Below are 20,501 nucleotides of genomic sequence, written 5' to 3'. Positions count from 1 at the left end.
GTCAAGACCATGGTGCCAACTCCCGCGACACCGGAGTGTAGAAGAGCGCCGAGTCTCGCTCCGATAAGACGGTCTTGCGCCTATCCCTTCGAACCACCTCAGTGGCGTCGATATGGAAGAGCCAGTCTTCGCTGAGATCAGGCTTTGCCGCCGCTATGAGGGGTCTAGCCCAAACGATAAACCTGTCATCTAGGAGGTCATGGAAAAGCTGGAAGTATCCATATGCCTTCTCTGGATCTTCAGTGGCGAGGAATTCGGTCAGCCAATGGCACCCGTCGGAGTTTCGAATGAAGGTTCGCTTGGCTTTCTCTCTGATGTGGTCAAGCCAACCTTCGAGCGGAACTGCATCAATGATGGACCATAGTGCTTGGGCGACGGGGGTATTGTGCAGGAAGCCCGCGACGGTAATGCCGCGTGCAATGTGCGCGGGGTTTTTCTGTAAAAGCTCCCCGTAAGCAAATGATGCAATCCATGCTTCCTGACCGTTGAGCAACAGATTCGTAATCCGAGTGAATAAATCCTTGTCGGTATTAGCCTCACCGACAACTTCCCGCCAGACGGCGTCGACGGCATCATTAAGGGGGGCGTCAAATATGACCGCGTCAAGGTCGCCTGCTCGCATGGAATGCCTGCGGTGAGTCTTCTGTACCGCCCTCCAGATATCCACTGCAGCAACAACATCAAGCTCGAAAGCCGCGCGAATGAATCTGACGAGTGGGAAGCTATCAAATAGACCAAATACCAGCCCGGCCTGAGCAGCATCCCTTAGCTTATAAATCAACTCACACTCATTCATAGACAGGGCAAGCTTCATGGCTTTCTCGGCCTTAAAGTCATTCCCGTAGTTGACAGTATAGGTCCTGGTTTTGCCCATCAGGTCGATTAGTGACCAAAGTTCGTCACGGAAGGCTTGAACTTCGCTAGGCAACAATCCGCGTTTTTCTACGAGCTTTCCAATGGCGGGGCGGTGAATGCGTTTGACCGCATCTTCGAAACGTAGCTTTTTCCCGAACTTGCAAATAAGTAACGTGCCGCCAATGGCCTCGGTGCTTTCCTGACCGACCTCGAACGACCAATCGCTCAGAGCAACGGCTTCTCCAAGACGCTGGTCATCGGAACGCCATATGAATTCCATGGCGTCTCCACGAAGGTTCTTGTCCGGACTCTTAATAAGTTCCAAGGCAAGCTTGGCAGACTCCGGCAATTCCGGAAGCTTCACATTATTCAGATAGTTCAGCCCAAGCCGTTGTGTGATGACATCGCCATTGGCAATCCATTGGTTGAAGACAAAATCTACATCTGCAGTTGTCGGGTCGCTCAATGAATCGACGATGTTCTTATCGAGCAGCAGCCTCGGCAAATAGGAGAACAGCTCTGCAATCTGCTCCCTGGCTGGCTTTCCTCTCATGGCCGCAATGGAGAGGGTGTGCAGACGCCAAAGACGACGGTTCTCCTGCTTTTCATCGTCGAGAGGAGGTTCCTTTAGCTTGCGTCGCACAATACGAAGCAAGCTAGCTTTGTAACCGTCATCGAAGAACAGGAAACAACCCGGTAGTGCATCCATAAGCCATTTCGGCATTTCCATTGGGTCGCGGGCGGCTGAAAGATAAAGTTCCTTCATCAATGACGCACACTTCTCAGGTGCCCATCGAGCTAATCCAGACAGCATCAGGGAACCGCTGTTAAGCTTACTGTCCACCATTTCCGGTGCCAGCATCTCTGTCAGTGTTTTGAGTGCGGAGCTCGCTTTACGCGACAGGTGCAACGTCAGGTGCGGGCCATAATATGAAAGCGCATTCAGCCACTGGGTCCCGGCCACATATTTCTGGTCAACTGGCCCCCGATGGCGCCACTCGATGGTGGTGCCGTTGCGGACAAACCCTCGTCTTTCGTCCTGGGCCCGATACGAGAATTTGAGCGGTGGAAAGCCCGGCGCAAGTGCGGCAGCCTGTGGAGTGCCGATGGCGCGACCCAAGAATGTAGCCATGGTATTGCCGGTGACATTCTTAAGGCCAACGAGATTTCTCAATTCACCCATAAGAGCGGCTTCAAGCTCATCATGGTCGAACTCGTTTATACGGAGGACCCATTCAAGTTCCTTAACAAACTGGTCTTCACCCATCACACTACGGGAAAGCAGTATCGTCAGAATGGTATCTATAAACGGAAGGCGCGGCACATAGGACAGTATTGTCAGAGCGCTGGTGATGCCTTGTGTGGCCATGCATTCCCAAAGATTCTGAGCCAGTGGGCGACCGTACTGCGTCTCGGCAGCCTTCCATGCATCCAGGTGCTGCCGAGTATATGAAGCGCGTTCTTCGCTGTATGGGATGCTGCTGTGTTTTTCGTGAAATCGGTCGAATTGAAAGGTGCCGCACCACCTTGGCATGCGCTTGGCGAGTAACTGCAGGACAGGCTGCCATTTGGTAGCGTTGGCTAGTCCTTTACATAGAACTTCTTTCTCATGGTAGTGATACGGGTCGGAAAGCCATAGCCCTTCGGCGTAGTCGATGACGACCTCTGGGCCGATTGCAATAAGTGGCCAGAACTCCGAGAAGTCTCCGGTGCCAAAATTCTGAGATTCTAGCCAGGCCTTCAGTAAAATGCTGCGAGCCTCGCGTGTTGCCCGCCTTTGAATAAACGTCATCGCCGTTGCGGCACGCAAAATGGCAACCCCCAAGCCATCGCCACGCAGGTGCTCATTGTATTCTGCGATAATTTCCTGGATAGCGAGCGGGTCTGTAAGGCTTTCAACTTGCTTGGCTAGATCCAGGCCAATCGCATAGGGGAGCAAGTCTTCATTGATTTTATAGCTATGCGGTAGATCGCTCGCTTTAAGCCAGTGTCCTTCGACAATTTCGCTGATGGTGCTCTGATAGTAATCGGAGTCTCGCCCACTTTCTTTGCCCAGTATCGCGGCGAGTCTCGATTGCGTAATCGAGAATTTCGTGTCTGGAAGGGCCTCACGTCCGAGTTCAGCGATAACGTCGAGTAGCTTTTCGTCAGTCAGTCGAATTGCACTTCCGCGTTCATCAATTCTGGAGCGCCAATCCTCCAGTACAAGATGAGTGGCCGTGATGTCCTCAGAATCGCGGAATCGTGATTGAAGGGTTAGGGCGAGCTTCGCGAGACGTGGAACGTGAACGATTTTATGAAGCCCGCGGGGAATTTCTTCCAGAGTCGTCCCATTCAACCGTAGGAACTCTGTCAATTCTGGCTTGTCGAAATCCAATACGGTTATTTCCGAGAATGGCTTATGCGAAGCCCCTTTCAAAGACTGGATATCGTCGCGCCAGTATTGAGTTCTCGATGTGAGAAGCAACCGTACCGAGTCACGCCAAGGCTCTTGCTGAAACTTCCGGACGAGTGCATCCCAATCAGTGCTCCAGGCTTGATTCAGGTCATCAATAAGTAGGGCAAACCTCGGTCGGTCAATCAACGCTCCCCAGCGTCGGACCCGCTGGACTAGTCGATCGATTGATATCTCCGTGGTTGCGCGGTTGATTGCAGTAGCGATAAGGAGTTCTGGGTCTAAATTCGGGTTTGCATCCCTGGCGGGTAGGATGACGAACATCGGCCCATCGGCCGCGGAGAACGTATTCAGGCTCCAGGAAAGAGTGGCCCAGGTTTTGCCACGCCCTCCATCTCCAATAACCACGGCGGGTCCGACGTCGCTAGAATTGAGCCAGTTGTTCATGGCCTCATTAGGGCCTTTGCGAACCACATAGTTGACACCGGGTCCACGGATGTCGGCATCCGAGCGAAGATGGAAGCGCGCATCTGAGCGCGACGACACCACTTTTCTGATCCACTTGTAAGTAGCTTCCCGGGCAATCGGAAAACCAACTTCGGGTGAGACCAGAAGCTGCCGAAGATTGTCGACTGTGCCAGCGAATTCAGGGTGTTTTGCCGCTTGTTTCAGTGAGGCTCCGACGTTTTTTGGTAGATGAGCAGTCGAAACGTGGTTGGCGGCGGCACATAGGGCAGCCAGCAGTGGCAGGTTGCCAGGGCCTGTTCTCCAGTCGAGGCATATTGCTGTCACGCCATGTTGTTCGGCGTAAGCTCGGAGTCTCGTCCAATCCTGCTCTTTCATCTCCTTTGAAATGACGAGAATCCAGACGTCCATTTCGGGCTTTGTCCGAATGGCCTCAACCAACTTTGCTTCTACTTCGTCGAACTGAAGTTTGCTATTGGCCCCAAATCGCTTGGCTTCGAACGCAATGCACGTTTTCGAAAGGTCGAACGGTGTGCGACCATCGGTGCCGCCTTGCTCCCCACCTTTCGAGAGCATGAAATCCCGGCCGGATATCGCTTTCAGCAGGTCACGCAAAAGGCCTTCGAAGCCAGAGCTGCTTTGAGCCTTCTTGTTACGAAGTGCGGTGAGCAAAGGCTCAAAGTTGGACATCGAAAACTTCCCCAATATACGTGATGAACGTAGCCGAAATAATTTGTTGACTGATCATCGGCCGTCTCGGGCATCTACCGTAGCCTTGCACACTATTGTATTCACAATTTAACCCACCCATTCAACTTTCGAACGCCGGTAAAACCGCGTCAAGAATCGTGAATCTATGTCCGTGGTATCATCCTTCGCAGATGAAGGACCGAATCGAATGACATTGCACAATAGAAACTTTCTAGCCGAGACCGTGGCGAAACATCGTCGGACGGCTGTTTTGTGTGTCCTGTATGACTTGAGTTCGAGGTTCGCCAACCTCCCCATCATCCAAGACATCGTCCAGGAAAAGGGCTTCGGGTGCGCTCACGAAGAGCTTCGGCAGGATTTTATATTCCTGAAGGAGCAGGGTCTGGTCGAACTAGATGAAATGGACGGTCTCTGGATAATCCGCCTGATTATCGAAGGCGTCGAGGTCATCGAGGGGCGTCGCGCCTGCGAAGGAATCCTTCGGCGTCCTGAGAGCGATGTCTACCGGCTGAAGGGCAGACAATGAAGCTCTTCGCTACTCGTATCTGGGGCTTTGACCCGACGACCTGGCCGGTGATTACCTTCAATGCAGAGGGGTATCGCCAGAATTTGCTCGATGACAGCGATGTCGGCGATCGCATCATTTTTGTCGCCACCAAAAACGAGAATGCCGACGAGGCAGACCAGGGGCGTATTCTCGGAATGGCCGAGATAGGCCGAGTACCGGTTGACACCCTCACTGTAGTCCGCCGCGAAGACACGGAACCTGGCAACTGGGAGCCGTACGGCGACCACACTGGCATATTTAAATGGCCAAAGGCCCTGTTGATGACCAAGGCCTGGGAGGCGGTCGACAGGCCATTGTTGACCGACGTGATGCCGCAGCTAACGTACTCTGCCACTTACTCGGCAGTAGAAGTCCTCAGCCCGCACAAGGAGCTTGTGCTGGGGCTGAACTGGCGTGAGCACCCACTCCCGGAAAACGAAATTCGCAGACGACTCGGTAAACTCGACGACCTTCTTGCTGGACGAAAAACCCGGCCGGGGCCGCCACCATCAAGCTGGTCGGGTGAGGTTACGCATGATGCGTCAGTTCCGGCATATACCTACGTATTGAAGTACGGGAAACATGACCTGTGGAAGGTTGGGCGAGCCATAGATCCGAAGTCCCGATGCGCAGAAATCAACAAACACGTACCGGTCGAAGTTACTGGAGAGGACTGGAAGCTGGAGTACACGGAGAAATGGCAGAACCTGAATAGGGCGCATGAAATCGAACAAGAAGTCCATTCGCTGCTCAAGAAGTTCGGCGTTGGATATGAACGATTCCGCTGTTCGAAGCGCGACCTGGAAGACGCTTGGTACAAGGGTATAGGCGTGCGCCCTTAGAAGAGCAAACTCATGCCGTCCGTCCGCGAACTGGCGTGTTCCTGACGATAGGCACCAAACAATCAGGGAAGATGCCGGGCTGGGGCTGCATGTTGCCTGCAACATTTGTCACGACATCCAGGAATTCATGGATGGCGCCTGGGCCTTTGGTGAAGCTGTAGAGATTGCACATTTAAAACAGCCCTCTGAAACTGGCCGGGAACTTGACCGTCTACACCGGGTTTAGTTTATCAACCCGGGAGGACCATCATGGCGAAATACACCGTCGGCTACATCATTGGCAGCCTGGCCAAAGAATCCATTAACCGGAAGCTGGCTGGAGCTCTGGCCAAGCTGGCGCCGTCAGATTTGGCCATGACCGAAATCATGTTCAAAGACCTGCCATTCTACAGCTATGACTACGACAAGGATTAGGAGAGTATATTTGTAGGCGGGCATCACTAACTGATTGCTTACTTCGCGGCAGCGCACTCGCGCGCAAAAGCGCAATGTTACCCCGGCGTAGGCCCATGCCGATTTCTGCAGTTTACCGGCACGTAACGAGCAATCCAGTTGACCGGCTTAGCGGCCTTCCTGTTCGGCTGCTGCTTCTCCGCGAAGATATACGGCCCTCCTTGCCGTCATCAGATGTCAGCATTTTTTCTTGGCCGGGTATTCCCACCATTCAGACATTGTCGCGGCAAGTGGGGATTGTAGCCCGTCGCGGGACGGCATCCTTGGTGGCCCGGACGGACATGTCTGTAGGCCCGAATCTCGTTGGCCCTGCGGCTCGCGGCATCCAGAACATCGTCACGGACGACCAAACGTTGCCTGCGCTTGGCGAGTGCTAGTCCGAGCCGCCCACGGCGGTGACGGGAAGGATGAGCTTCGACGACCTATCCTTGCCCAACGCAATCTGAAGCTTCGGCGGCCGACCATGCGGCACCTGGCCACAATGATCGGCATCCGCGCCTGCAAAGGACAGTCGGATTCGGCTGCCAGCGCTGAAGCGCCACCCGACGGGCAGCAGCGGAATGCGCATATGCTCGAACTGCTCAGGCACCATCGGAGCAGCATCAGAACGCCTGTAGGTGCGGAAAGGCCAGGCGGCCCGATAGGTGTTCGGCGGGTCGGCTTCCTTCCGATGGAGAGCGCGGAGCAATCCTTCGGTCACGTAGCGCTCGGTTCCGTCGGCCTCGATTTCCGTCAGGTAAGCATATATCGCCGCGTCGGCTTCGCTTGAGGCGAGCCAGAAATCCACGATGCCGTGACCGGCAATCTCCAACGATTGCGGGAGATTTTCTGAGGTGAACGACAGCATCTTGTCGGTTCGACCCTGCCAATCCGTGTAGTACTCGCGGCTGTCGACGCCTGCGATGCGTTCGTAGCGGGTGTTGTGGCCACTGCCGATTGCGAAGTCGACCTTGTACTCAGCGATGTCTTTGTCAGTACCTGGCTCATCGTTCAACACACCGGGGGAGAGGAACAGCGTTTTGTCGCCCTCAGCTGGCGGCCAGTTGGTGGCGGACCGCCAATGTTCGGCGTGCATTGAGAAATAGTGGATAGGCGCTTCACTACGCAGGCCAGTGTCCCTGCCCAGAAGGTAAGTATCGAAGAACCTGAGGATCTCGGCGAGCAAAGGGAAGCTCGGCTCAACCGCCTTGCGCCAGGGTGACATGTCGATGCGGGCGCCATGGTCCCAGGGACCAAGCAGGAGATGGCGCGGATTGTCCTTCAGGGTGAGGAAGCGGGCCACTGCACCATTCATGTAACCCGCGCCATCGCACCAGCCGGACACGGAAAGGATGGCAACATTCGGGGACACGCCATCAGACACGGAATACGGGCTGATAGTCGCTGAACTGAACGAAGGGTCATATGGCAGGGCTTCTTCACGGAAACGGAATTCCGCCATGAAGTCGGTCTGTCGGAAGTTTCCGAGATGCTCGTAGATTGCCTTGGCGAGCAGGCTGCTATCAGGATCTTCGTCGACCGGCTGAGGACCTTCGAAATCCGGATTGGCGAAGTAGGAGAAGTTCTTGAGCAGGTCGCGCCGATCATGATCGAGTCCAATCATCAGGTCATCATAGATGGCGGTCAGCGATTTAATCTGGATGCCACCCGGGAAGTAGTTGTCTGCATACGTATCCCAAACGGAAAATAGCGGCGCGATTGCCTTGACCGCCGGATGGCCGGTGCTGGCAAGGAAGTCGGCTGCGGCGCCCAGATACGAAACGCCGGTCGACCCAACCTGGCCGTCTGACCAGGCTTGCGCCACGACCCAATCGACAATCTGCTTGCTATCAGCGCGCTCGCGCGGTGAGCGGAAGCTGTCACGGGTGCCGAAGCTGGCGCCGGTACCCCGGACGTCGACCACGACGACGGCATAACCGCGCGGGACAAAGAAGTCTCTGAATTTTCCCGTGTTCGGATTGGGCTCGCCCTTCGCGCCGGAGTGCATCTTGAAGCGACGATAGTAGGGCGTGAAGAATACCAAAGTGGGAAAACGTTCAGACCTGTCATCGCCATCCGCGCGCTGCGGCACATAGACGTCTATGGCGAGCTTGCAACCATCAGCCATCGGCACATAGCAGGAAGCTGGCGCTTCAAGCCTGTACTGAACGTCGCGCTTTGCAAGATAGTCTGCCGGTGAAATCTGCCAGGCAGGCAGTGTCTGCGTCGAGAGAGCCATTGTGTCCACGCAATTCCCATAAGGTCCAAGAGTACTGGTCGCAGATTTTCCGACTCACGAGTCTGACGATTTCTCAACCAAGTGGGCCACGCACTTACTCCTAAACAGGGGAGGTGCGCCAGAGCAAAAATCTTTTCTGTCATGCAACGCGTGCAAAGTTGCAGTAGCCTCCGGTAGACGAATGCCAGCACAAATACATGAGGGGGAGCGTTAGTCGGGCGGGCATCGGAACTCATCTATTTGGACATGGAAAGCCAGTGCTCAGCAGCAGGGACGCGGTCATGAGAATGCAGGGACCGGGCGTCAAACTGGCGGGACGGTTTGTTTACCGGTCCGCCTTTGTACTGTATTCTGTCCATTCAACGTTCTGACGAGGCCATAACCGTACGACGGCGGCCCAAGAAGATGGTGCCTTTTGAAAAAGAGCAGTCAGAAACCAGAAGCGAAGGCCGGGGAACCGGTCGGCGAGGTCAATCTTTCCGTCAGGAAAGCAATGCGAATCCTGCGGCTGATCTCCGCTGCGGATAGTGGCCTGAACCTCAAGCAAATCGCGGCCGCAGCCGAAGAATCCACGACGGTTTGCCACCGCCTCCTGCACACCCTGGTGCATGAGCAGATGCTGGACAAGGACACGGACACTGGCCGCTACCGGCTGAGCTCCTCGGTCGTGCAGATGGCCCGGTCGGCGCAGAACCAGAACCCTATATCGAAGCGCACCGCCCATTTTCTGGCGGAAATCACACGCGAAACCGAAGACGTTGCCCTTCTGTATGTAAGGGATGGCGATATCGCGCTGTGCATTGACCGGGTCGAAGGTGTCTATCCCATCACAACGACAGGAACGCAAATCGGTACGCGCTGGCCACTCCATTGCGGCGCCGGGCCATTCGCAATGTTGGCCAACTCAAATGACGCTTTTATCGAGCGATATCTGAGGGGATCTCTGACGCAAGTGACGCCTAAAACGGTGACCGATCCCACTGTAATCATGCGGCAAATCCGCAAAGTGCGTACTCAAGGGTATGCTGTCAGCGACGGTGATTTGTTCGACCACGTAGTCGCAGTTGGTGCGGCGATTCTGTCCCCTTCGGGTGAGGCAATCGCCGCCATCAGCGTGGGCGCAATCAAGTCCCGGTATGACCAGAATCGAATCAAGAAGCTTGGCGAACGCCTGCGCGATGCGGTGCAGGGACTATCTCGCGCATTCTAAAGTCTGCAATCACTCTGCCAATGGTTGTCGTGCGACTGACCGATGATTGAGCATCGCTCATCGTCACATCGGCATTAGAGATTCCAAAAAATCATAACGCTGCACGTAGCTTGGAAGGTTTTCGTCCGAGCGGTTTTTGCATGCCGGGAAAGGCGCAACCAGTGGCGCAACTTTCAATGTTGACAACACCGTGACGGTCCTTTTAACATCCAAATATCGGAAATGATTTCCGATAATCGGAAACATGACAAAGGGAGGGTGAGCGATGCCAGCGTTTTTCGCGTTTCTGCAGCGCTTTTGGGCTCACGCCCTCCAAGCCGTATTGAGCGACACCGTCATTGATCCGGTTGCGCCTGCGTATGGAGAAAACGGCAAGCGGTAATCCGCGGAGGGCACGCGACGTCAGGTGAACGGCAGGTTTGGGGCTTGCTGAACGGGATTAGGGGAGGCAATTGTGAAGCGCAGTTTCGATTACATTATCGTGGGAGCGGGATCCGCTGGCTGCGTGCTGGCCAACCGCCTGAGTGCTCACGGCAATGCAAGCGTGCTGCTGCTCGAAGCGGGCACTCCGGCCCGCAATCCATTCTATAACCTGCCAATGATGGTCGGGCGCATGTACCGCCGCCTGGCCAACAACTGGTTCTACTTCACTGAACCGCAGGAACAGCTCAACGGTCGCCGGATTTTCTGGCCGCGCGGAAAAATGGTCGGTGGCTCATTCATTTTCAACGGTATGGTCTACATTCGTGGCGCGCGCATGGACTACGACCAGTGGGCGCAGGAAGGCAACGAAGGTTGGTCCTACGAGGACGTCCTGCCGTATTTCCGCCGTTCGGAATCCTACCATGGCGGTGAAACTCCCTATCATGGCGCCGATGGTCCGATGGCTGTCAGTCGCGCAAAGTCCGTCAATCCTCTGTTCCGGGCCTTTGTGGAGTCCGGTGTCCAGGCAGGATATCCGCGCAACGAAGACTTCAACGGCCATACCCAGGAAGGCTTCGGCTGGTACGACTTCAACATCAAGGATGGTCGTCGCCACAACACCGCGACGGCCTTCCTGAAGCCTGCACTCAGCCGCCCGAACCTCTCGGTCGAGACCGGCGCCGTCGTGCTGCGGGTTGTCACCAGCGGCGGGCGCGCCACCGAAGTCGAATACCTGCAGGACAGCCAGGTAAAGCGGGTCGGGTGTGACGGTGAGGTCCTGCTCTCGGGCGGGGCCATCAACTCGCCGCAGATCCTGATGCTCTCTGGCATCGGTGCGGCCGATGACCTGCGGAAGCTTGGCATCGACCCGGAAATCGACTTGCCCGGCGTCGGTCAGAACCTGCATGACCACCTGGACGTCAGCCTTGCATATCGCACCAAGCAGCCGGTCAGCCTCATTCGCGACCTCCGGCTTGACCGTCTGACGGCGAATATCGCGAAAGCGTTTCTGTTCGGTCAGGGTCCAGCCGCCAGCAGCCCGATTGAAGCGGGTGGTTACCTGTCGACCCGCCCGGGCCTGGAAGCTCCGGATTGCCAGGCGTTCTTCTTGCCTGTCGGCGCCAGCAACACCGCTATCTGGTTCCCGCCCTACAAGTCCAACCAGGAGCATACTTTCTCTGTCCGGGTCGGGCCCATCCGGCCGCAAAGCCGCGGCTATCTCAAGCTGCGATCCGCTGATCCGCTTGAAGCGCCTATTCTGGAGCCTCGCTACCTGACTGCGAGCGAAGACATGCAGACTCAGATACGAGCGCTGAAGATGATGCGCGAAGTGTTTGCCCAGCCCGCCATGCGGGAATACGCCGCCGAAGAGATTGCGCCTGGCGCCGCCAAGACGTCCGACGCGGAATGGGAAGCGTATATCCGGGAAGCGGCCACGACGGCCTTCCATCCCGTGGGGACGGCAAAAATGGGTACTGGTCCCAACTGCGTGGTGGACTCCCGTCTGCGGGTCCACGGATTTGAAAACATTCGCGTGGTTGACGCTTCCATCATGCCCAGCATCCCGTCCGGCAACACCAATGCGCCGACGATCATGATTGCTGAGAAAGCTGCTGACCTAATCTCCGGCGGGGGCCGGGGTTTTGAGCAGGCGCTGCCGCAGAGAACTGCGACGGAGTCGAAAATCGAACAGCACATTGCAGCTTTCGGTGCTGCAAGTGCGATGACACCGCCATTGGCATAAAACAAGGAGCGAGGAATTGGCTATGTTGACCTTCAAATCGCGTGAGAAATCAGTCCTTCAAAGTAAGGCTTCCCGTTTCCTGTCTGCCCTGGGGTTCGCGGCTACGGTGCTGCTGCCCCTGAGCATGGCGCAGGCTAAGGACGGCACGATCATGATGGCCCGGAACATGGACATCAATACGCTTGACCCGCATTCCGCACCAATCGATATCTCGTCGCAGGTCATCCGCCAGATCCTGGATTCGCTGGTGACGCTCGACAAGGACGCCAATGTCCGCCCGGGCATCGCGGAGAGCTGGGAGGTCAGCCCCGACTTCCTGACCTACAAGTTCAAGATTCGTGAAGGGCTGAAGTGCCACGACGGCACCGCCATGGATGCGACTGCGGTCAAATGGAACTTCGAGCGCATGGCTCGCCCGGAGACGGCCGGTGTGGCGTCGCTCCGCAGCACCTATGATGGCTCGACAATCGAGGGCAACACCATCACGGTCAAGTTCAAGACCGCGGACGTGGCGCTCCTGACAAATTTCGGCGCTCATCGCTTCGGCATCATGTGCCCGTCGTCCGACAAGAATGGTACCTATTCGCCGGTCGGCACCGGCCCCTGGAAGTTCGTCAGCTGGGTGCGCAACGACAAGGTTCGCCTTGAGCGCAATGACAATTACAAGAACGTCAACCCGATGATCGAGAATCCAGGCGCGCCGCACGAGAAATTCCTTGAATTCAAGGTCATTCCGGAGTCGGTTGCCCGTATGGCCGCCTTCCGCAGCGGTGAGGTCACCATTGTCGAGCCCGCGCTCGAAGAAATGGCGACGCTCAAGAAGGACTCCAAGTACACCGTCTGGCTGTCGACCATGTCGGGCCAGTGGGCTTACGGCGCCTTCACCCGGAACGTGCCGCCGTTCAACGATGCTCGTGTCCGTCAGGCCATTGTTCACGCCCTGGATCGCGACTCCTACGCCAATATCGCCTTCGAAGGCCTGGGCAAGCCGATCTACTGTCCGTCGGCACCGAACCTGCCGGTGGCGGACCAGAAGGCCTGCGCCTCCTGGGGCCAGACCTACAATCCGGAAAAGGCCCGCAAGCTGCTGGCCGACGCTGGCTTCACCAAGTCCAAGCCGCTGAAGATGACCCTGACGGTCCATAAACTCATCGGCTGGGATCTGATGCACCAGATCATGCTGCAGAACCTCAAGGATGTGGGCATCGACGCCACCCTGGAGACCCGCGACGTGGCGTCCTTCATGGAAGACACCAAGAAACAGAACCAGCGTACCGAAGGCATTCCGATGGCCTGGACCTGGGGTGTCAGCAATCTCGACCCGATCAACAACTATGCGTTCAGCTTTGCCGGTCCTGGCTACCTGAATGCCGGTCTGGGCGAAAAGTTCGACGAGATGGTCAATGCCAGCAAGCTGCTGACCGGTGAAGCCCGTGCCAAGGCTTCGCAGGAACTCATGAAGTACATGCTGTCCGAGGCGCTGGTCTTCCCGATCGTCTCACCGGGTTGGGCCTTCTACTCGGTGTCGAGCAGCAAGGTGAAGGGCTTCGGCTACTTCCACTCCGGCATGCTGAACTTCAACGACGTTACGATGTGATTACCAGGGCGGCTGGTCGGAGGGACCAGCCGCCCTGTCTTTTGTAGCTTGTTAAGGGTGGGTGGCAGACGTGCTCAGGTACATTCTCACACGGATAGCGACGGCGGCATTGACCATGCTGGCCGCCTGTTTCCTGGTTGGACTGCTCATCCATCTCGTTCCTGGCGACCCGGTGGAAGTCATGGTCGCCAAGATGGATGCAGTGTCGCCGGAACAGATCCATGCAATTCGTGAACAGCTCGGCCTGAACGCCCCGCCGTGGGAGCAGTCGGCCAATTATGTCTGGCGCGTCCTGCATGGCGATTTCGGCAAGACCATTTTTGGCCGAGAGCCGGTTCTCGAATTCCTGTTGAGTCGCCTGCCCAATACCTTTCTTCTCACGATTTGCGGAACCGTGCTGGCGCTGGCGATCGGCCTGCCGCTCGGCTTCCTTGCGGCCTATCACCGAGGTAGCTGGCTGGACAACCTACTGATGTTCATCTCGGTCCTGGGTGTCTCTGTCCCAGCCTTCTGGCTCGGCCTGGTCCTGCTCGTGACCTTCTCGGTCCACTTCCAGTTCATTCCGGTGGCGGGCGATGGCCCTGCCAGCGTCATCCTGCCCGCGGTCACCCTGGGCCTGGTCTATTCCGCAATTATCGCCCGCATGACGCGGTCGGCGATGATTGAGGTGCTGACCGAAGACTTCATCCGGACTGCCCGTTCGAAGGGACTGCCGGAACGTCTGGTTCTGATGCGCCATGCGCTGAAGCCGGGGATGATTGCCGTCGTCACCATCGCGGGTCTGATTTTCGGATACATGATGGGTGGGCAGGTCATCGTCGAGAATGTCTTCAGCTGGAATGGCATCGGCCGCGTGGCCATCCACGCCATGCTGCAGCGCGACTATCCCACCATTCAAGGCTTCATCATCCTGTTCGCCGCCGTCATCGTGACGGTCTCCCTTCTGCTGGATCTGGTCTACATGTGGATCGATCCGCGTATCATCAAGTCGTAACGGAGGCGAACCGTGAAATTCTTCCGCCTCCGTTACCTGAACGCCATCATCGGCTTGGTCATCCTGATTGTTATCGTCGGAGCCGCGATTTTTGCCCCCATGCTGGCGCCGTTCAGCCCGGAAAGAATGTTTACCGGGCCGCGCCTGAGCCCTCCGAGCTGGGCGCACCTGTTCGGCACCGACACCCTCGGCCGCGATATGTTCAGCCGCGTACTCCACGGTGCCCGCCTGACATTGTATGTAGGCTTCATTGCCGTCACCATCGGCGTCGTTTCCGGCACGATTGTCGGCATGATTGCCGGATACGCGGTCGGTTGGGTACGTGGCTTTCTGATGCGCTGCATCGACCTCCTGTATTCCTTCCCGGAAATTCTCGTCGCGCTCGCACTCGTCGCATTCCTGGGCCCCAGCTTGGACAATGCCATGATTGCGGTCGGCATCAGCCGCACCCCATTCTTCGCTCGTGTCATCTACAGCGTCGTGCTGGTGGAGCGTAGCAAGCCGTATTTCGACTCTGGGCGCGTCGTTGGCGCCGGGCCGGTGCGCCTGATGCTGCGGTATCTGCTTCCCAACATCATTCCGCCGCTCATTGTCGTGGCCTCGCTCGGCTTCTCGACGGCCATCCTTGCCGCCGCTGGCCTGTCCTTCATCGGCCTGGGCGCACAGCCTCCGGCTCCGGAGTGGGGTGCGCTGCTAGCGGATGGTCGTGACAATATGCGGCTTGCCCCTTGGCTGATGCTGTATCCGGGCTTCGCAATCATTCTGGTCGTTCTCGCGTTCAACCTCGTTGGCGATGCGCTGAGTGAGTATCTCGACCCGCGCCAGAGATGGAGGCGCTGAGCCATGAGCGATGCAATGGTGCAGAACAGTCCCGAAACCGTGCAGCCGGTCCTGAGCGTCCGGAACCTGAAAGTGTCCTTCGAGGGCCCCAAGGGCCGTGCCGTAGCTGTCGACAACATCTCATTCGACGTGCGGCCGGGGGAGATGCTGGCGCTGGTAGGCGAATCCGGCTGCGGTAAGAGCACAGTCGCTTTGTCCCTAATGAAGCTGCTCGCCAGTCCACCCGCGATCATCGAAGGCAGTGTCTACGTCAAGGGCCGCGAAATCTTTAATCTGAGCAAAGAGGAAATCAGCAAAGTCCGCGGCAAGGAAATGGCGATGATTTTCCAGCAGCCAATGACATCGCTAAACCCTGTCCTGACGATTGAGCGTCAGCTTACCGAAGGCCTGATGCTTCATGAGGGGCTGACCCGCAAGCAGGCGCGAGAACGCGCCCGTGAGAATCTCGACTTGGTCGGAATTCCGTCCGCTAACGAGCGGCTGAACCAATACCCGCACCAGCTCTCCGGCGGCATGCGACAGCGCGTCATGATTGCCATGGCGATGTCCTGCAAGCCCAGCATCCTGATTGCAGACGAGCCCACGACTGCCCTGGACGTCACCACCCAGGCCCAGATCTTGGCTCTGATGTCTGGTTTGCAGGATGAGTTCGGTATTTCGACAATCCTGATAACCCATGATCTGGGCGTTGTGGCCGAAACTGCGAACCGGGTTGCCGTGATGTATGCGGGCCGGATTGTGGAAACGGCCACCTCCAATGACCTGTTTTCCAACCCCTCTCATCCCTATACCCGGGGTCTCCTGGGCGCCGTTCCGCGTCTCGATGCTCTCCTGAGCGGCGACGACATGCCCAGTCGGTTGCGGGAAATCCCCGGCAACGTGCCGTCGGCAGGCCCGGCAGTGCCGGGGTGTCCGTTTGCACCACGCTGCGACCGGGTAAAGGACCGGTGCCATACCCAGCGTCCGACGCCGGTCGAGCTGGCGCCCGGACACATCGTTTCGTGCTGGGAGTATGCATGATGAGCACGCCGAAGATTTCCAGCCCGGTTCTTGAGGCCAAGGATATCGTCAAGCACTTCAAGGTCAAAGATGGCCGGGTGGCTCGCGCTATCGATGGTGTGTCCTTCGAGCTTATGCCCGGCGAAACACTGGGTCTGATTGGCGAGAGCGGCTGCGGCAAGTCCACGCTTGCACGAGTCCTGTCGCGTCTGGAGGAGCCGACTGGCGGCACCATCCACATTAAAGGTCAAGACATCACTCATCTGAGCCACCGGCAGATGATACCGGTCCGGCAGAATTGCCAGATGATATTCCAGGATGCGGTCTCATCGCTCAATCCTCGAGCCAATGCTGGTGAGCTGGTCGCTGAGCCGCTGCGTATCCACCGCCTGGTGCCCAAGAGTGAGATTAAGGATCGGGTCGCCGAGCTGTTCAAGGGTGTCGGTCTGAACCCGGATATGATGACCCGTTATCCGCATGAGATGTCAGGCGGCCAGTGCCAGCGCGTCAACATCGCCCGCGCCATTTCGCTGAACCCCGATATCATCATCGCCGACGAAGCCGTTTCGGCACTCGATGTATCCATCCAGGCGCAGGTCATCAACCTGCTGGGCGACATCCAGTCACGCATGGGGCTGTCCTACATCTTTATCACACACGATATGGCGGTGGTCGGCGTCATCAGCCATCGCATCGCGGTGATGTATCTGGGGAAATTCGTCGAATACTCGACCAAGGCCGAGATTATTCGCAATCCTCTGCACCCATACACCCAAGCCTTGCTGGATGCTTCGCCCATCCCCAATCCCAGCCGCTCCAAGCGCCAGCGCCAAATTGTCCGGGGCGAACTGCCCAGCCCAATCAGTCCGCCGTCGGGCTGCCATTTCCATCCGCGTTGCCCGAAGGCGACGGAGCTTTGCAAGACGGAGAAGCCTGTCCTTCGGGAAGTGCTCCCAGGCCACATGGTGTCCTGCCATCTGGTCTAGCGGGAGCTGACTTTCAACAGCCCGCTGAAGGGCCAGTGCGACAAGAAATTCAGTATTCGCAATTGCAGAAATCGAGGCTCGTAGTTATGCAATCGTCCGAAGCAGTATTCGCGAAATCACCAACCCCCATCATCGGCGGCAAGCCGGAACAGTCGCGGGGCGTTGGCTCCATCGCAGTCCTGAACCCCTCGAACGGCAAGAAGCTCTCCGAAATCCCGGCCGGATCTGTCGAGGATGTCGATCAGGCCGTGAAGATTGCCCGCGAAGCCTTCGAAAAGGGCATCTGGAGTGGCATTCCCACGGGCGAGCGCAAGAAGGTGCTCCTGCGACTGGCCGACTTGATTGCGCGTGAAGCCGAGACCTTCGACCGGATTGATGCCGTTGAGATGGGGAAGCCCGTCTCGACCTGGAGGTTCAACGCCGCTGCTGCTGCCGACCATTTCCGCTTCTATGCGGAAGCCACCGATAAGGTCGTGGGCAAGGTGCTGCCCACGGACGCCCGCAGCTATCATGCGTTACGGCAGGTACCCCGCGGTGTGGTCGGCGCCATCACGCCCTGGAATTTCCCCACCTTCAACGCGGTCATGAAGCTCGGCCCGGCGCTCGCGGCTGGCAACAGCATTGTTCTGAAACCGTCCGAGATGTCGTCCTTCTCCGCGCTTCGGCTGGTGGAGCTGGCCTTGGAGGCAGGCGTTCCGGGTGGTGTCATCAATATCGTGCTGGGCCACGGACATGTCGTGGGCAAGGCGCTTGCCATGCACAACGATGTCGACATGGTCACCTTCACGGGTTCGACCGCCGTCGGCAAGCTGATGATGCAGTATGCTGGCATGTCGAACATGAAGAAGGTGCTCGCCGAATGCGGCGGGAAGTGCCCTCAGGTCGTGTTCGACGACGGCATCGATCTGGATGCGGCGGCCGACTTCATCGCTCTGTACATCCTGACCAACCAGGGCCAGGTGTGCAGCTCGGGCACCCGGCTGCTGGTGCAGAGAAGTATCGAGACAAAACTGCTGGAAAAGCTGACCGCTCGCTTCGGCAAAGTTCACGCGGGAGACGCAGCCGATCCGGCGACGACCTTTGGCCCTTTGGTCAGCAAGCCGCAGCTAGAAAAGGTCATGAAGTACATCGAGCAGGCGCCGCAGGCCGGAGCCGAGCTTGTTACGGGTGGTCAGCGCTTGCTATCCGATACTGGTGGTAACTTCGTCGCACCGACGATTTTCCGGAATGTGCAGCCGTCAGCTGCCATAGCGCAGGAAGAAATCTTTGGTCCGGTACTGTCCGTCACGGCCTTCGATACCGAAGACGAAGCCATCTGGCTGGCGAACGGCACCCGCTATGGCCTGAACGCCTATGTGTGGACTGCAAATATGGGCGTGGGAATGCGAATGGCCGAAGCCATTCAGTCGACGGTTTCGGTCCGCAGCGGCGCGACGACCGGCAAAGGGTCTGGCCATGCCAGCACTGGCGAGCCTTTCGGAGATTCCGGCATCGGCGCCGAAGGCGGGATGGTCGGCCTGGAAAGCTACCTGCGCAACCACTCCGTCGCGTTCTTCTACTAAGCGGCAGACCGGATTTCAGTAAGGGATTAGTCAGGTGCCTGAAGAGTTCGATTACATCGTTGTCGGTGCTGGTGCTGCTGGATGCGTACTGGCCGAGCGCCTCAGCGCCAATCCGGCGGTGCGGGTGGCGCTGATTGAAGCGGGTCGCGGCGACCGCCATCCGCTTCATGCCTTTCCGATGCTGACTGGGTATTATTATCGCCGTAAGAGTGACAACTGGTTCTTCAATACGGTTCCCCAGAAGGCCCTGAACGACCGGACGAGCTTCTGGCCGCGAGGCAAACGGCTCGGCGGTTCCAGCATCTTCAATGGAATGGTCTACGCCCGCGGCAATGCGGGCGATTACAACCAGTGGGCACAGCTGGGAAATACCGGCTGGTCCTATGAAGATGTTCTGCCGTACTTCAAGAAGAACGAGCGCCATGTCAACGGTGAGTCCGAACTGCATGGCGGCGACGGGTTGGTCGACGTCACTCCGGCCCGTCCGAAGAATCCGCTGACCCAAGCCTTCGTGCAGGCCGGTATCCAGGCGGGCTACCGCAGCATCGACGACCTGAACGGCCCAGATGTAGCTGGTGTTGGCTATTACGATTTCAACATGAAGCGCGGCCGCCGCAGCAATTCGGCCGGTGCCCTGTTGAAATCCCTGAATACCCGGAAGAATCTCCAGCTCATCGACAATGCGCTGGTCACTGGTATCGTCATCGAGAATGGCGCGGCAACCGGAGTTGCCTACGTCCGGGGTGGCGAGAAGGTCACGCTTTCAGCACGTCGCGAGGTGGTGCTGTCTGCCGGTGCAGTGGGTTCTCCGCATATCCTGATGCTGTCTGGCATTGGAAATCCAGGGCACCTCAAGAGCGTAGGTATCGCGCCGGTCCATGACCTCAATGGCGTCGGCCAGAACCTGATTGACCACCTCGACGCATTTATCAAGATGGCGGCGATTGGTGAGATATCGCTGCTGCGCGAGCTGCGTGTCGACCGTATCGTCACAAGCGTCGCGCGCGCCTTTACGCTGGGCACTGGCCCGGTCAGCGAAAGCCCTATTTCGGCGGGAGGGTATTTCCGCAGCCGGGAGGGCCTGGAGTACCCGGACCTCCAGGCTTTCTTCGTCCCCCTCATCATTTCTGGTGCCTCGGTATGGCTTCCATATACCAAGCGCGCCAAGACCGTGGCGGGACAGCATGGTTATTCGCTGCGCATCGGGCCCATCCGTCCGCAGAGCCGGGGCCGCATCACGCTGGCATCTCCAGACCCCAGTGCTGCACCCATCATCGACCCCGGATATCTGAGCGACCCGGAAGACCTGAACGCGACCGTGGCAGGACTCAAGATTGCTCGCCGCATCCTCGCGCAGAAGGCGTTTGAGCCCTTCCGGCGCGAAGAGCTGGCGCCAGGACAAGGTGTGACCTCAGACGCCGAGTTGTCGGACTATGTCCGGGCAACCGCCGATACCGTCTATCACCCGGTAGGGTCCGCCCGTATGGGCAATGACAGCATGGCAGTGGTCGATGCCCGCCTGCGGGTCCACGGCATTCGGAATCTTCGTGTCGCCGATGCTTCCATCATGCCGACCATTTCGTCGGGCAACACGAATGCGCCGACTATGATGATCGCGGAAAAAGCGGCGGACATGATTCATCAGGACGCGAAGCGCTAA

At 57.7% G+C, this 20,501-nt stretch carries 14 protein-coding genes; 12 read left to right on the top strand and 2 right to left on the bottom strand.

Annotated elements, in window-relative coordinates:
- Position 1: 1 nt before the first annotated feature.
- Positions 2–4,405, bottom strand: a complete 4,404-nt coding sequence (locus OJJ21_RS22195; RefSeq protein ID WP_297689976.1) for a hypothetical protein — start codon at positions 4,403–4,405, stop codon at positions 2–4.
- A 208-nt stretch (positions 4,406–4,613) separates the two neighbouring features.
- Here OJJ21_RS22195 and OJJ21_RS22190 point away from each other — a divergent pair, with 208 nt between their 5' ends.
- The 3 genes from OJJ21_RS22190 to OJJ21_RS22180 all read left to right on the top strand — a co-directional run bounded on the left by OJJ21_RS22190 (position 4,614) and on the right by OJJ21_RS22180 (position 6,229).
- The gene (locus OJJ21_RS22190; RefSeq protein WP_297689974.1) at positions 4,614–4,952 is read left to right on the top strand and encodes a hypothetical protein; all 339 of its coding nucleotides are present in this window, start codon (positions 4,614–4,616) and stop codon (positions 4,950–4,952) included.
- The gene (locus OJJ21_RS22185) at positions 4,949–5,815 is read left to right on the top strand and encodes a GIY-YIG nuclease family protein (RefSeq protein ID WP_297689972.1); all 867 of its coding nucleotides are present in this window, start codon (positions 4,949–4,951) and stop codon (positions 5,813–5,815) included. Before OJJ21_RS22190 ends, OJJ21_RS22185 begins: the two co-directional genes overlap by 4 nt.
- Before the next feature lie 249 nt (positions 5,816–6,064).
- A complete protein-coding gene (locus OJJ21_RS22180; protein ID WP_297689971.1) occupies positions 6,065–6,229 on the top strand; it encodes a hypothetical protein in 165 nt (54 codons plus the stop codon).
- A gap of 412 nt (positions 6,230–6,641) precedes the next feature.
- Here OJJ21_RS22180 and OJJ21_RS22175 read toward each other — a convergent pair whose 3' ends face one another.
- On the bottom strand, positions 6,642–8,486 hold the full coding sequence (locus OJJ21_RS22175) for a CocE/NonD family hydrolase (protein WP_297689969.1): 1,845 nt from the start codon (positions 8,484–8,486) through the stop codon (positions 6,642–6,644).
- A gap of 415 nt (positions 8,487–8,901) precedes the next feature.
- Here OJJ21_RS22175 and OJJ21_RS22170 point away from each other — a divergent pair, with 415 nt between their 5' ends.
- The 9 genes from OJJ21_RS22170 to OJJ21_RS22130 all read left to right on the top strand — a co-directional run bounded on the left by OJJ21_RS22170 (position 8,902) and on the right by OJJ21_RS22130 (position 20,501).
- The gene (locus OJJ21_RS22170; protein ID WP_297689967.1) at positions 8,902–9,696 is read left to right on the top strand and encodes an IclR family transcriptional regulator; all 795 of its coding nucleotides are present in this window, start codon (positions 8,902–8,904) and stop codon (positions 9,694–9,696) included.
- Positions 9,697–10,150: 454 nt separating this feature from the next.
- Complete coding sequence (locus tag OJJ21_RS22165) at positions 10,151–11,863, top strand: choline dehydrogenase (protein WP_297689965.1); 1,713 nt, start codon at positions 10,151–10,153, stop codon at positions 11,861–11,863.
- Positions 11,864–11,885: 22 nt separating this feature from the next.
- The gene (locus OJJ21_RS22160) at positions 11,886–13,460 is read left to right on the top strand and encodes an ABC transporter substrate-binding protein (RefSeq protein WP_297689963.1); all 1,575 of its coding nucleotides are present in this window, start codon (positions 11,886–11,888) and stop codon (positions 13,458–13,460) included.
- A 70-nt stretch (positions 13,461–13,530) separates the two neighbouring features.
- Positions 13,531–14,454 carry an ABC transporter permease gene (locus OJJ21_RS22155; RefSeq protein ID WP_297689961.1) on the top strand — a complete coding sequence of 308 codons (924 nt, stop codon included), beginning with the start codon at positions 13,531–13,533 and terminating at the stop codon, positions 14,452–14,454.
- 12 nt (positions 14,455–14,466) lie between these two features.
- The gene (locus tag OJJ21_RS22150; protein ID WP_297689959.1) at positions 14,467–15,294 is read left to right on the top strand and encodes an ABC transporter permease; all 828 of its coding nucleotides are present in this window, start codon (positions 14,467–14,469) and stop codon (positions 15,292–15,294) included.
- Positions 15,295–15,297: 3 nt separating this feature from the next.
- Entirely contained in the window at positions 15,298–16,314 is a 1,017-nt protein-coding gene (locus tag OJJ21_RS22145; protein WP_297689957.1) for an ABC transporter ATP-binding protein, read from the top strand.
- Entirely contained in the window at positions 16,311–17,279 is a 969-nt protein-coding gene (locus OJJ21_RS22140) for an oligopeptide/dipeptide ABC transporter ATP-binding protein (RefSeq protein ID WP_297689956.1), read from the top strand. The genes OJJ21_RS22145 and OJJ21_RS22140 overlap by 4 nt, the downstream gene beginning before the upstream one ends.
- Before the next feature lie 86 nt (positions 17,280–17,365).
- On the top strand, positions 17,366–18,841 hold the full coding sequence (locus OJJ21_RS22135; protein WP_297689954.1) for an aldehyde dehydrogenase family protein: 1,476 nt from the start codon (positions 17,366–17,368) through the stop codon (positions 18,839–18,841).
- A 34-nt stretch (positions 18,842–18,875) separates the two neighbouring features.
- Complete coding sequence (locus tag OJJ21_RS22130; protein WP_297689953.1) at positions 18,876–20,501, top strand: GMC family oxidoreductase N-terminal domain-containing protein; 1,626 nt, start codon at positions 18,876–18,878, stop codon at positions 20,499–20,501.

Origin of the sequence: Ferrovibrio sp., assembly GCF_025869515.1 — a bacterium.
Classification (GTDB): domain Bacteria; phylum Pseudomonadota; class Alphaproteobacteria; order Ferrovibrionales; family Ferrovibrionaceae; genus Ferrovibrio.
Note: the sequence above shows the minus strand (reverse complement) of the source record. Positions and strands in the feature narration are given on the sequence as shown.

Excerpts from the sequence above, each read along its gene's own strand:
- OJJ21_RS22160 (WP_297689963.1), top strand. The coding sequence starts at position 11,886 with ATGTTGACCTTCAAATCGCGTGAGAAATCAGTCCTTCAAAGTAAGGCT.
- OJJ21_RS22180 (WP_297689971.1), top strand. The coding sequence starts at position 6,065 with ATGGCGAAATACACCGTCGGCTACATCATTGGCAGCCTGGCCAAAGAA.
- OJJ21_RS22140 (WP_297689956.1), top strand. The coding sequence starts at position 16,311 with ATGATGAGCACGCCGAAGATTTCCAGCCCGGTTCTTGAGGCCAAGGAT.
- OJJ21_RS22145 (WP_297689957.1), top strand. The coding sequence starts at position 15,298 with ATGAGCGATGCAATGGTGCAGAACAGTCCCGAAACCGTGCAGCCGGTC.
- OJJ21_RS22135 (WP_297689954.1), top strand. The coding sequence starts at position 17,366 with ATGCAATCGTCCGAAGCAGTATTCGCGAAATCACCAACCCCCATCATC.
- OJJ21_RS22175 (WP_297689969.1), bottom strand. The coding sequence starts at position 8,486 with ATGGCTCTCTCGACGCAGACACTGCCTGCCTGGCAGATTTCACCGGCA.
- OJJ21_RS22185 (WP_297689972.1), top strand. The coding sequence starts at position 4,949 with ATGAAGCTCTTCGCTACTCGTATCTGGGGCTTTGACCCGACGACCTGG.
- OJJ21_RS22190 (WP_297689974.1), top strand. The coding sequence starts at position 4,614 with ATGACATTGCACAATAGAAACTTTCTAGCCGAGACCGTGGCGAAACAT.
- OJJ21_RS22195 (WP_297689976.1), bottom strand. The coding sequence starts at position 4,405 with ATGTCCAACTTTGAGCCTTTGCTCACCGCACTTCGTAACAAGAAGGCT.